General features: G+C 48.2%; 12 protein-coding genes. 2 read left to right on the top strand and 10 right to left on the bottom strand.

Translation table 11 applies throughout. From position 1 onward, the window contains the following. The first annotated feature begins 79 nt into the window (after positions 1-79). Positions 80-400, top strand: a complete 321-nt coding sequence (locus AAA946_RS11200) for a DUF1244 domain-containing protein (RefSeq protein WP_042502329.1) — start codon at positions 80-82, stop codon at positions 398-400. Positions 401-487: 87 nt separating this feature from the next. On the opposite strand, the gene AAA946_RS11195 is transcribed toward AAA946_RS11200, so the two are convergent. Both AAA946_RS11195 and rnt read right to left on the bottom strand, forming a co-directional pair. Then, positions 488-1,813, bottom strand: coding sequence for a Na+/H+ antiporter family protein (locus AAA946_RS11195; RefSeq protein ID WP_338164924.1), 1,326 nt, complete (start codon positions 1,811-1,813; stop codon positions 488-490). Positions 1,814-1,839: 26 nt separating this feature from the next. Beyond that, positions 1,840-2,490: a ribonuclease T gene (gene rnt / locus AAA946_RS11190; protein ID WP_112462429.1), complete on the bottom strand. Its 651-nt coding sequence runs from the start codon at positions 2,488-2,490 to the stop codon at positions 1,840-1,842. Positions 2,491-2,888: 398 nt separating this feature from the next. On the opposite strand from rnt, the gene motY reads away from it, so the two are divergent. Then, the gene (gene motY, locus AAA946_RS11185) at positions 2,889-3,719 is read left to right on the top strand and encodes a flagellar protein MotY (RefSeq protein ID WP_445206104.1); all 831 of its coding nucleotides are present in this window, start codon (positions 2,889-2,891) and stop codon (positions 3,717-3,719) included. A 1,395-nt stretch (positions 3,720-5,114) separates the two neighbouring features. On the opposite strand, the gene gloA is transcribed toward motY, so the two are convergent. The 8 genes from gloA to rsxA form a co-directional block, all read right to left on the bottom strand. Beyond that, on the bottom strand, positions 5,115-5,531 hold the full coding sequence (gene gloA / locus AAA946_RS11180; RefSeq protein WP_042502321.1) for a lactoylglutathione lyase: 417 nt from the start codon (positions 5,529-5,531) through the stop codon (positions 5,115-5,117). Between the two features lie 17 nt (positions 5,532-5,548). Next, complete coding sequence (gene nth / locus AAA946_RS11175; RefSeq protein ID WP_112480531.1) at positions 5,549-6,190, bottom strand: endonuclease III; 642 nt, start codon at positions 6,188-6,190, stop codon at positions 5,549-5,551. A 99-nt stretch (positions 6,191-6,289) separates the two neighbouring features. Then, positions 6,290-6,979, bottom strand: a complete 690-nt coding sequence (locus AAA946_RS11170; RefSeq protein ID WP_042502317.1) for an electron transport complex subunit E — start codon at positions 6,977-6,979, stop codon at positions 6,290-6,292. Continuing rightward, positions 6,979-7,608 carry an electron transport complex subunit RsxG gene (gene rsxG / locus AAA946_RS11165; RefSeq protein ID WP_338164922.1) on the bottom strand — a complete coding sequence of 210 codons (630 nt, stop codon included), beginning with the start codon at positions 7,606-7,608 and terminating at the stop codon, positions 6,979-6,981. The genes AAA946_RS11170 and rsxG overlap by 1 nt, the downstream gene beginning before the upstream one ends. A gap of 4 nt (positions 7,609-7,612) precedes the next feature. Next, positions 7,613-8,659 carry an electron transport complex subunit RsxD gene (gene rsxD / locus AAA946_RS11160; protein ID WP_338164921.1) on the bottom strand — a complete coding sequence of 349 codons (1,047 nt, stop codon included), beginning with the start codon at positions 8,657-8,659 and terminating at the stop codon, positions 7,613-7,615. Next, positions 8,659-11,286 carry an electron transport complex subunit RsxC gene (gene rsxC / locus AAA946_RS11155; RefSeq protein ID WP_338164920.1) on the bottom strand — a complete coding sequence of 876 codons (2,628 nt, stop codon included), beginning with the start codon at positions 11,284-11,286 and terminating at the stop codon, positions 8,659-8,661. Before rsxC ends, rsxD begins: the two co-directional genes overlap by 1 nt. 8 nt (positions 11,287-11,294) lie before the next feature. Next, positions 11,295-11,876 carry an electron transport complex subunit RsxB gene (gene rsxB, locus AAA946_RS11150; RefSeq protein WP_112462411.1) on the bottom strand — a complete coding sequence of 194 codons (582 nt, stop codon included), beginning with the start codon at positions 11,874-11,876 and terminating at the stop codon, positions 11,295-11,297. Next, a complete protein-coding gene (rsxA, locus tag AAA946_RS11145; RefSeq protein WP_042476631.1) occupies positions 11,876-12,457 on the bottom strand; it encodes an electron transport complex subunit RsxA in 582 nt (193 codons plus the stop codon). The genes rsxB and rsxA overlap by 1 nt, the downstream gene beginning before the upstream one ends. Between the last annotated feature and the right edge of the window lie 155 nt (positions 12,458-12,612).

Below are 12,612 nucleotides of genomic sequence, written 5' to 3'. Positions count from 1 at the left end.
ATGCCCAGTTTCGACTGGGCATTTTTTTGTTTGTTGGTTAGGATGGTGAGAGAAAAACCAACAAGAAAAGGAAAGTAGAGTGGCTGATTTCAAATACAAAGATTTACCACAAGAGCAACAAGATAAGCTCGACGCTGCGGTATTTCGTCGCCTTCTTGAGCACCTAGACAGCAATAAAGATGTGCAAAACATCGACCTTATGATTTTGGCAGGCTTTTGCCGCAACTGTTTCAGTAAGTGGTACAAAGCAGAAGCGGAAACCGCTGGGTTGGACTTAGACATCGATGATGCGCGCGAGCGTGTCTACGGCATGACTTATGATGAGTGGAAAACCAATCATCAACCTAAGGCGACACCAGAGCAGCTAGCCGCGTTTGAGGCAAGACAAGCGAAGAAATAGTCTTGGATTCATGAAGATACAAAAAAGGCTTGGTCAATGACCAAGCCTTTTTACGATTTAGCGTATATCGATAGCTAAAGGTTGTGACTACAGCACCATCGCCGCAATCCAACCAAATACGATCAGTGGGATGTTGTAGTGGATAAAGGTAGGTACCACTGTTTCCCAAATATGTTCGTGCTGACCATCTGCGTTTAGACCCGATGTTGGACCTAAGGTTGAGTCAGAGGCTGGCGAGCCCGCATCACCAAGCGCAGCCGCGGTACCAACCAGTGCAACTGTTGCCATTGGCGAGAAGCCAAACGCGATAGCCAGTGGTACGTAAATCGTTGCGATAATTGGGATGGTCGAGAACGAAGAGCCGATACCCATAGTCACCAGTAGACCAACAATAAGCATCAGTAGCGCTGCCAGTGGCTTGTTGTCACCAATGCTAGTAGATAGCGCTTCAACCAGAGTTTCAACGCCGCCAGTTTGCTTCATCACTGCTGCAAAGCCTGCCGCTGAAATCATGATAAAGCCGATCATTGCCATCATGTGTACACCTTTAGTGAACACATCTTGCGTCTCTTTCCATGCGATCACACCGCCGAAAGTGAACACCATGAAGCCTGCTAGTGCACCAATAATCATTGAACCAGACGTTAGCTGAACCGCTAGCGCTGTAACAATGCCCGCTAGAGCAATAACAATGTTCTTCTTATTGATGTGTGAAGGCTCTTCATCAATCTGTGTTAGCTCAGTTTCCGCGTATTCGCGAGGTTTACGGTAGCTAAAGAAGATCGCCAGTAGTAGACCTGTGATCATGCCGGCAGCTGGTAGCAACATCGCCATTGGAACTTGCGCTGCTGTAATTGACTCAAGGCCATTGTCGTGCAGGTTCTTAAGCAGGATGTTGTTTAGGAAGATGCCACCAAAACCGACAGGCAATACCATGTAAGGCGTTACTAGACCAAAGGTCAGCACACACGCCACTAGACGGCGGTCTAGCTTAAGTTTTGCGAATACGCCTAGCAAAGGTGGGATCAAAATTGGGATAAAGGCGATATGAACTGGAATGATGTTCTGTGACGACATAGTCACTAGGATAAGCGCAGCAAGAACCGCGTATTTAAGACCAGTTGTGCCCGCAGAACTCTCTTTGCCATGAATGCGTTTGATAACGCTTTGTGCAAGGAGATCGGTAATGCCAGACTTAGAAATCGCCACAGCAAAAGTACCGAGCATCGCATAACTAAGCGCGATAGTAGCACCGCCACCTAGACCACCTTCAAAGGCACTTACGGCTTCGGTCAATGACATACCAGATACGACGCCACCAACAATGGCACTGAATGTTAACGCAACGACAACGTTAACGCGCATCAATGCCAGAACCAGCATAATGCAAACGGAAATAACGACAGGATTCATATTAATCTCTAAAAAGTTGTGTTTGTTTATTCTTGGTTGTCGTCAACAATAGGCCAGCCACCAAGAGCTTTCCATTTATTGACGATTCGGCAAAACAGCTCAGCCGTCTTTTGAGTGTCGTAAAGAGCCGAGTGGGCTTCCTTGTTATCGAACTCCATTCCTGCGACTTTACAAGCTTTTGCCAATACCGTTTGACCATAAGCAAGACCGCTCAATGTGGCCGTGTCAAAGGTTGCAAACGGGTGGAACGGAACGCGCTTTAGTTTGGCACGCTCATTTGCCGCACTTACAAAACTGTGGTCGAAATTCGCATTGTGCGCCACCATGATGGCGCGATTGCAATCGTGTTGCTTCTGCTCTTTTCGAATCACTTTGTAGATTTCTTTTAACGCTTCTTGCTCCGATACCGCACCACGAAGTGGGCTGAATGGGTCACGAATACCGTTAAACTCCAGCGCTTCCTTCTCTAAGTTGGCGCCTTCGAATGGTTCAATGTGATAGTGCATCACAGTGGCAGGCTCAAGGTTACCTTCTTCGTCCATCTTTAAAGTGATGGCACAAATTTCCAGTAACGCATCAGTGCTAGCATTAAAACCTGCTGTTTCCACGTCGACAACAACGGGAAAGTAACCACGGAATCGCTTTTTAAGGGTAAGAGCTTCGTTTTCTACAGACATGTTTGAGTTTTCAAGTGTGACGAAGCGGGCATTATTGCAGATTCTGTCAGCATAAAAAACTAAACCGAGCATTTAATTTGCCTTCTATACGGCTATTGATAGTGAATACACATCGCTCTGTTTCAATATCTCAGGTGAAGCGATGAGATTGGTTGAGTAAAAGCAGCATAAAAAGTGGTCAGCATCAGCCGTGTACTTAGAGGCGGATTCAGGAAAACCGAGTCGTGCTTTCTGTAAGTGATATGTTGGCGGGGAAATTGCAATGACCTATGTGGAGATCCATCTAAATGCCTTGGCGGCAAGGACATGCCGCTATCGCAAATGCTATCGAGTTATCTATCTATATGAAATTAAAAGCTTTACTTACTGCTATTCTTTTACCTACGCTGGCAATCCCTATGGCGAATGCGGCAATGGAAAAGCGCTATGTGGCAACACCCACTCAGTCGCAGTGGGAAATGGTAAGTAATACACCGCTTGAATGCCGCCTTGTACATCCGATCCCAAACTTTGGTGATGCGGAGTTTGTCGCTCGTGCCAGTAAAAAGAAGAACCTCGATTTTGAACTTAAAATGCGCCGCTCAATGGGGGAGACGCGTAACGTGAGTTTAGTGTCTATGCCGCCACCATGGCGCCCCGGTGACAGCGCAGACCGCATCACCAACTTGCAGTTCTTTAAACAGTTTGATGGTTACGTCGGTGGGCAGGCCGCTTGGAGTATTTTGAGTGAGCTAGAAAAAGGTCGTTATCCAACGTTCAGTTATCAGGATTGGCAAAGCCGAGACGAGCGTATCGAAGTGTCGTTATCTTCTGTGCTGTTTCAAGCCAAATACAATGTGTTTAGTGATTGTGTCGCCAACTTGTTGCCATACAGCTTTGAAGACATTTCTTTCACCATTTTGCACTACGATCGCAACAGCGAGCAGCTCAACAAGACCTCACAGCATCGCTTACAGCAAATTGCTGAGTACGTGCGCTACAACCAAGATATCGACTTGGTCTTAGTGTCGACCTTTACTGATTCTTCTGAGTCGAAGAGTGAGAGTCAGCAGCTATCGGAAAAACGCGCGATGATTTTGCAGGACTATTTCCACTCTTTGGGGTTGCCGAAAGACCGCATTCAGGTGCAAGGTTATGGTAAGCGTAGGCCGATTGCGAGTAATGCGTCACCAGTGGGTAAAGCGAAAAACCAGAGGGTGGTGATTTCGTTTGGGCGGACTGAGGTTTAGGGGCTGCTTTAGGTTGGAGATATGGAAACCAGTGGTTGTGAAGCCGCTGGTTTTTTTGTTTTGGGATGATTCGTGTTGATAGAAGAGTTTTTTGGTATGTGGTATTGCGTGCGTTTCAAATATATCGTCATTCCGCACTCGATGGGGAATCAACTCAAAGCGCGTAGAAAAATGCAAAGAGACGCTGTTGGTGATTGTTAGTGTATTGCAGGGGGGGGGAGTGTGAGCGATCTCTAGCAAGTTTTTGGACAAAAGTAGTCTAAGTCCGTTCGTATTTAACATGCCCCTAGTAGCCGTCATCCTCACGGAAGTGAGGAACTCCTACCGCGTGTAGGCAACTGAAAATCTTCGACTAAGTCACGTAAATTAACTTGATGACGCGCTGAATGAGATTCCCTTTTTCAAGGGAATGACGCTGTTATTTGTTGGGTTTGATACGAGAAAAGGGGCACATATGAGTTTTCTTGATGTAGACAATTTTGTCTGTATCTATAGAAAACCACTTGAACATAGACAATCAGTCCCTTCTCTTTAAGTTTCCCGACGTAGAAGTCATCCGAAAAATAATGAACCTTTATACTTAGATTGATCTTTTCGTCAGAATCGCGAGCTAGCCTAGTGTGAAGTGTGAAGTGTGAAGTGTGATGACAGTGAGAGTGCAAATGAAATGTCTACTAATGTCGTAAAATCGTGTGGGTGATCGTAACTCGCTAACTCTTAAATCAAACTCTGGTGTTGGTAAGTTATACAATACGCTGCATCAACCACACAAGAGAAGCCATATGCTCGAATTTACATTTGTATTAAATGGAAAACCGTTGAGCGCATTAACCACCGGTTCAGCATCCTACCCCGCGTTCTCAGGTTCTGGCAGTGACAAAAATAAGAAGCTTATGGCAAGGTAGTCGTTAAATGAAATCGGTTCTTTATAAACTATTGGTAGCATCGTTTCTTACGTTAGTCCTCTCATTCATGTGGTTGAGATACCCATATGTTTTTCCAAGAGTATCTGAGAATCAAGCGATTGCCTTGGCTGAGTATTTTGGGACGAGAAACGGTGAAGAGCTTGCTGATCTGGAAATGTATTTGGTTTTGTTTTGTTCGTTAGTTTTTTCTTTGGTACTGGTGTTTGTGGTTTCTTGGGTCAGAGGGCTAGGGGGCAGAACTTCGGGAGTTGGGCGGTAATATTTGAGTACAGGCGATCAATGCCCCCTCTCTCGCTCCCCCTACGTTGCGTTTGTCAGCATGGCAATAGGCTATGGTGTTTAGGGTGAGAACGTTCTTTTTTGTTGGGATAATTGAGGCAGGTTTATAGTTTTGGAACTTGGATAGGTAGTAAAAAGCCAGTGGTTAATGTCCACTGGCTTTCTTATTTTAGCTTGGCTGAATCAGCGCTTAACCTTCAAGGCCAGCACTCGCTTGCTTGTTCTGAATCAACTCTATCATGTAGCCGTCGGGGTCTTTGACGAAGGCGATCTGAGTGGTGCCGCCTTTAACAGGGCCCGGTTCGCGAGTGACGTTGCCGCCTGCCGCTTTGATGGCGTCGCATGTGGTGTAGATGTCGTCTACGCCGATGGCGATGTGGCCATAGGCGCTACCTAGATCGTATTCGGTGACGCCCCAGTTGTAAGTTAGCTCTATCACTGCACCTTCAGACTCATCACCAAAGCCTAGGAAGGCTAGGGTGTATTTGTATTCGGTGTTTTCATTTTTGCGCAGCAAATTCATACCAATGACGTCGGTGTAGAACGAGATAGATTTATCTAGGTCACCTACACGTAGCATAGTGTGAAGGATACGGCCGTTAGACATAACATTGCTCCTTAATATTAATTGTCTGGATAGACTTTTTCTTTGAATTCGCAGAGGTCCTCGATGATGCAGCTGCCGCAGCGCGGTTTACGGGCGACACAGGTATAGCGTCCGTGAAGGATCAACCAGTGATGCACATCAAGCTTAAATTCTTTTGGAACGACTTTGAGTAGTTTCTCTTCCACATCGTCGACGGTTTTGCCCATCGCGAATTTAGTGCGGTTTGAGACGCGGTAGATATGGGTGTCTACGGCGATGGTTGGCCAGCCGAAGGCGGTGTTGAGTACCACGTTGGCGGTTTTACGTCCTACGCCAGGTAGCGCTTCTAACGCTTCACGGTTTTCCGGGACTTCGCTGCCGTGTTTTTCGATCAGGATCTTACAGGTCTTGATGACGTTCTCGGCTTTGGAGTTAAACAGACCAATGGTCTTGATGTACTCTTTGACGCCATCAACACCAAGCGCCAGCATGGCTTCTGGTGTATTCGCAACCGGATAGAGTTTGTCAGTGGCTTTGTTAACACTGACATCGGTTGCTTGCGCCGAAAGTAGAACCGCGATCAGCAGTTCGAAAGGCGAGCTCCAGTTCAGCTCAGTCTCTGGTTTGGGGTTGTTTTCGCGAAGCCGCTCTAAAATCTCTTTTCTTTTGGTGTTGTTCATTTGCTGACTAATTCTTCCGCTGATTGCTTGTACTCAATGTTTGAGTACCCAGTGTGTTTTTATTATAAAAATGCCCGAAAATCTCGGGCATGAAAAGCTTTAGTTAGTAACGCGAGCGCGTTCAATCTCTGGTTTTTCTTGTTTTGGTTGACGCTGCTCGATTTGCTTATCAATGACGTTCTTAAGAGCAATCAAGAAGCCGACACCGATAAACGCGCCTGGTGGCAACAAGGCCAACAAGAACTGACTATCAAATTGGAACACTTCAATGCGAAGGGCTGCCGCCCAGTCACCTAGGAGCAGGTCGGCACCATCAAACAGGGTGCCGTTACCAATTAGCTCACGCATCGCGCCAAGCACGACAAGTGCAGAGGTCATACCCATGCCCATCCATAATCCATCGAGAGCAGCAGGGCCAACCGCATTTTTAGAGGCGAACGCTTCTGCACGGCCGATGATGATGCAGTTGGTCACGATAAGCGGGATAAAAATACCCAATGACAAGTAAAGGCCATAGGCGTAGGCGTTCATCAGTAGCTGAACACACGTTACCAGCGCTGCAATGATCATTACGAACACAGGGATACGCACTTCTTTTGGCACATAATCTCGAACCAAAGAGACAGTGACGTTTGAGCCAACCAGTACCAATAGCGTCGCCAGTCCTAAACCTAATGCATTGGTTACAGTGGATGAAACCGCAAGCAGAGGACACAGACCAAGCAGCTGTACTAAAGCTGGGTTGTTGTCCCACATGCCATTTTTAAAGAGTTCTTTTGAGGTTGTCATTACTCACCTCCACAGTTACGTGGCTGGTTTAAAATGGAATCGCGATTGTTGTTCACGTATTCCACTGTATTTTTGACGGCTTTCACCACTGCTCTTGGCGTGATGGTCGCGCCAGTGAACGAGTCGAACTGACCGCCGTCTTTGCGGACTGCCCACTCACCCAGGTTGTCTTCGGTCACTTGCTTACCAGAGAAACCCAAAATCCAATCGGTGATTCTAAGGTCGATTTTATCGCCCAGTCCCGGAGTTTCTTGGTGCGCTAATACGCGTGTACCTAAGATAGTGCCATCGACATCAACACCGATGATGAGCTTGATGGCACCGCTGTAACCATCAGGAGCAATGGTTTCAATCGCCAGTGCTTTTGGTTCATTGTTGATGGTCGCAATGTAAGCTGGCTGCGCTGCAGTGGTACCAAGGGCCGGATCGCTGACCAAGGTGCAAGCGGCATACAGCTCATTGTCATGCAGCTCATGAGGGATGACCTCATTTAGAGTCGCTTGAAGCTGTGCGCGTTCTTGGCGCAAAATCTGATCTTTAGTCAGATACTGGGTAATGGCAACGACACCAGTTGATGCACAAGCAAAGATAGCCAGTGTTAAGCCGTTTTTTCTAATTGCATTCAACATGATATCAGTGCCCGTAAGTTCTTGGTTTGGTGTAGTAATCGATCAGCGGTACGCACATGTTGGCAAGCAGAACGCCAAAGGCAACGCCATCTGGGAAACCGCCCCAAGTACGGATGATAAACACCATCACGCCAATGAAAGCACCAAAAATCAAACGGCCTTTCACTGTGGTTGATGCTGAAACAGGGTCGGTGGCAATAAAGAATGCACCGAGCATAGTCGCACCCGACAACAAATGCAGTAGTGGCGAGCCTGTTTCGCCAGGCCAAATCATTGCAAAGAAGCCGCTGACAATAGTCAGTGAAACTAACATTGCAACGGGGATATGCCATTGGATTATACGCAGTTTAAGCAGAGCCAAACCGCCCACTAGGTAAGCCAGGTTAACCCACTCCCAGCCAATACCGGCCAAGCCACCAAAGATTGGCTGGTCTAGCACTTCACCAACGGTATTGCCGTTGCTAATACCCGTTTTGAAAGCATCAAGTGGCGTCGCCATGGTGATGCCATCAATGCCGGTTCGGATTTGCTGTAGTGAGTAGCCATCCATATCAAAGCCACCAAAAATCAGCGAGAAGGCATCAGCAAAGCTAACTGGTTCATTCGAAATTGAGATGGGTGTGATCCAGCTTGTCATCTCTACAGGAAAAGAGATAAGCAATACCACATAAGCGACCATCGCAGGGTTAAATGGGTTTTGACCCAACCCTCCATAGAGGTGTTTAGCGATGACGATAGCGAATAGTAGACCAATCACGACTACCCACCATGGAGACAGTGGTGGGATTGCAATAGCAAGAAGCCACGCGGTAACCAAAGCACTGTAATCGCGAAGTGCCATCGCAGGGGAGCGTTTACGAAGCAGCATGACCGCAGCTTCAAGTCCCAATCCGACAATAATAGCTAGCGCCAGTTGGATAATAGTGCCCCAACCAAAGAAATAGGTTTGAGCGACAAGGCCTGGCAGAGCACACAGCGCCACGCCTTTCATAATATCTGGTGTGCGCTTGCGGCTATGAGCGTGTGGAGAGCTAGCAATAAAGAACGACACTAGTTGTTCTCCTTATCTTGTTCTTGTTGGCGTTTTCTGGCTTTTGCTCGAGCAATGGCGGCAGCAACGGCCGCCTTTTTCGGATCGTCGGATTCCGAAGTGGTTGTCTCTGGCACCATTTCTTTAGGTTGTTCAGCGTCCACGGTTTCTGCGCTAGCGGCTTGCTTGCGAGCTTTGGCACGAGCAATCGCGGCGGCAACGGCTGCTTTCTTAGGATCTTCTGTATCAGCAGCGGGAGTTTCGCTTACCGTTTCAGCTGGCTCGGCTTGAGCCGCATGTTTGCGAGCTTTAGCACGGGCGATAGCGGCGGCGACCGCAGCTTTTTTCGGGTCGTCAGACTCAGCAGTTGGCGTGTCGCTGTTCGCTTCTTCTGGCTCAGCTTGAGCCGCTTGTTTGCGAGCTTTGGCACGAGCAATAGCGGCGGCAACGGCAGCTTTTTTCGGGTCATCAGACTCAGCAGACGGTGTGTCGCTGTTCACTTCTTCAGGCTCGGCTTGAGCCGCTTGTTTGCGAGCTTTAGCACGGGCTATAGCGGCGGCAACCGCAGCTTTTTTCGGGTCTTCAGACTCAGTAGCTTGCGTGTCGCTGTTCGCTTCTTTTGGCTCAGCTTGAGCCGTTTGCTTACGAGCTTTGGCACGAGCAATTGCAGCGGCAACGGCTGCTTTTTTCGGGTCTTCAGAGGCGACCGTTTCTTGCTCTGCCTCTGTTGGTGCCGCTTGAGCTGTTTGCTTGCGAGCTTTTGCACGGGCAATCGCAGCAGCGACGGCGTCTTTTTTCGCTTCTTGGCTACCTGAATCAGCAGGCACATCTTGCTGCTGTGCGACTTTCTTCGCTTTCGCACGAGCTAAGGCTGCGGCAATCGCGGCTTTCTTCGGATCGACATCTGCGCTGGTTTCAGCAGTCGAGTCTTCTGGCGCTACAGCTTTCTCAGCTTTACGCTCTCTGGCTTGACGCTTACGCTCTTCGCGCAGTTTAGCCATTTCTGAATTGTCGGGTTCTGCTTGACCTTGTTTAGCGGCTTCCGCTTGTTTGGCTTTAGCGCGGGCAATTGCAGCGGCGACCGCTGGTTTTACCTCGTTGCTGGTTTCAGCTTTGGCTTTTTGCGCTTTGACGCGTTCGATAGCAGCAGCGATAGCGTCGTCGCCACCAGACTTACTCATCTGTTTGCGGCGATCATCAGCGGCTTTCTTGAATCGATTCTCACGTTCCGCTTTGTCACGCTCCATGCGCGCTTTTTTCTCTTCAAAGCGGACTTTGGCGCGTTCAGCTGCGTCGGCATCTTGCTTACGAGTGCGGATTTCGGCTTTAGCTTGACGATAGTATTGAACCAGCGGGATTTCGCTTGGACAAACAAATGCACACGCACCACATTCGATACAGTCTTTAAGGTTCAGCTCTTCGCACTTGTCGTACTCTTGCGACTTTGCATACCACTGCAACTGCTGTGGAAGCAACGATGCAGGGCAGGCTTCGGCACATTGGCTACAACGTATACAGGCGATCTCATGGGAGCGCGGGTCAATTTCGCGGAACGTTGGAGCCAAAATGCAGTTTGCAGTTTTGGTAATAGGCACGTTGGCATGCGGAAGGGTAAAGCCCATCATCGGACCGCCCATGATAAGACGCTGTGACTTTTTATCAGCCTTGTAACCAAACTCATCCAGTAGCGCTTGTACTGGGGTACCGATACGAGTCCAAACGTTGCGTGGCTGCTTGAAAGTTTTACCCGTTAGCGTCACAACACGTTCAATAAGTGGCTCACCCTGACACACGGCACGCTTAATGGCATACGCTGACCCAATGTTTTGTACCATGAGACCAATATCAGCAGGAATGCCCCCGACAGGTACTTCAAGATTGGTTAAGATCTTGATGAGCTGCTTTTCACCACCAGAAGGGTATTTAGTTGGGATCACGCGGATCACAATGTCTTCGTTCGCTGCGGCTTTCTCTAATGCTTTAATCGCTTCTGGCTTGTTATCTTCAATACCGATGATGGTCAGCTTTGGCTTCAGCATGTGCTTGAGGATGTTGATGCCTTCAATGACTTCATCCGCGCAGTCTTGCATTAAACGATCGTCAGCCGTGATGTAGGGCTCACACTCAGCAGCGTTAAGGATCAAGATTTCAGTGCGCTGAAGACCAGATTGGATTTTCTTCGCGGTTGGAAAGCCTGCGCCGCCCATACCAGAGATACCGGCAAGACGAATGGTCTCAATCAACGCGTCTGGCTCAAGTGCGCGGTAGTCTTCGGCAGGAGAAAGCTCAGTCCAGGTGTCTTCGCCATCGGCTTCAATCACGATACATAGATCGCTTAACCCCGAAGGGTGAGCAATAGTGCGAGGTTCAATCGCTTTGACAGTACCAGACGTTGGCGCATGGACAGGCAACATAAAGGCCGCGTTGACTTGGCTCAGTGCCTGACCTTTAAGTACTTTATCGCCAACATTAACCAATAGGTCGCCTGGCTTACCAATGTGCTGTTTTAGAGGAATAACGAGTTCGTTCGGTACAGAAGCGCGCACAATCTCATTGCGGTTAGATTGCGTCTTGTTTTCTTGCGGGTGTACGCCGCCAGGGAAGTCCCAAAGGGAGCCTGATTTAATTTGTTCGATGAGTGATAACATAATGCTCCCTACTTACCGTTTAGTTCTGTCGTTGGTTCGGTAATGTTGACGACAGGGATAGCATCCATTTGCCATTTCCATGTATCCGCAGTGGTTTCTACCGGGATCATTTCAATACAGTCGGTTGGACACGGGGCGACACACAAATCACAACCCGTACACTCATCCTTGATAACTGTGTGCAGCGCTTTCGTGCCACCGACAATGGCATCTACTGGACAGGCTTGAATGCACTTAGTGCAGCCAATACACATGTCTTCGTGAATAAAAGCGACTTTCTTTATTGATTTCTCAGCGTCGTGAGCAGAATCTTCAACTTCGACTCCCATCAGATCGGCCAATTTTTCGATTGTCGGCTGACCTCCGGGAGGACATTTGTTTATGGCATCACCGTTAGCTATCGCTTCAGCGTATGGGCGACAACCTGGGTAACCACATTGACCACATTGAGTTTGTGGCAGGATACTGTCGATTTGGTCGACAATCGGATCGGCCTCGACTTTGAATTTGATGGATGCAAACCCCAGCACAGCACCAAACAGGCCAGCCAGGATAACGACAGCAACGATGGCAATAAGGATGGTACTCATTATAGTTTCACCAACCCTGTAAAGCCCATGAATGCCAGAGACATCAGTCCTGCGGTAATCATTGCGATAGAGGCACCTTTAAATGGTGCTGGTACATCAGCAGCGGCAATGCGCTCACGCATGGAAGCGAATAAGATTAATACCAGAGAGAAACCAACCGCTGCACCGAATCCGTAGATGATCGATTCTATGAAGTTGTGGTTTTCATTGATATTAAGCAGCGCTACACCAAGCACGGCACAGTTGGTCGTGATCAATGGTAAGAAGATACCTAACAGTCTGTACAAGGTAGGGCTGGTTTTGTGCACCACCATTTCGGTGAACTGAACCACCACTGCAATGACGAGAATGAAACTCATCGTTCGCAGGTATTGGATGCCCAACGGTACTAGGACGTAGGTTTCAACAAGGTAGGCGCACACCGAGGCCAAAGTCAGTACGAATGTTGTCGCAAGACCCATGCCGATGGCTGTCTCGAGTTTTTTAGATACGCCCATGAATGGACATAACCCAAGGAATTTTACCAGTACGAAATTGTTGACGAGTACTGTGCCCACCAACAACAAAAGATATTCGGTCATAATAAAAAGTGTAAAGAGCTCCGATCCCGATATTATCCAGTTTTGAGCGGTGAATAACAACCTGTGAAATCTATGGTTTTGCTCGTTTGTACGAAAAGTATAGGCATTCGGGCTAAAAACAAAAAAAAGCCGTACAGATTAGAGGGCGCGTGAGT

Origin of the sequence: Vibrio sp. 10N (genome assembly GCF_036245475.1) — a bacterium.
In the GTDB taxonomy this organism is placed as follows: domain Bacteria; phylum Pseudomonadota; class Gammaproteobacteria; order Enterobacterales; family Vibrionaceae; genus Vibrio.
Note: the sequence above shows the minus strand (reverse complement) of the source record. Positions and strands in the feature narration are given on the sequence as shown.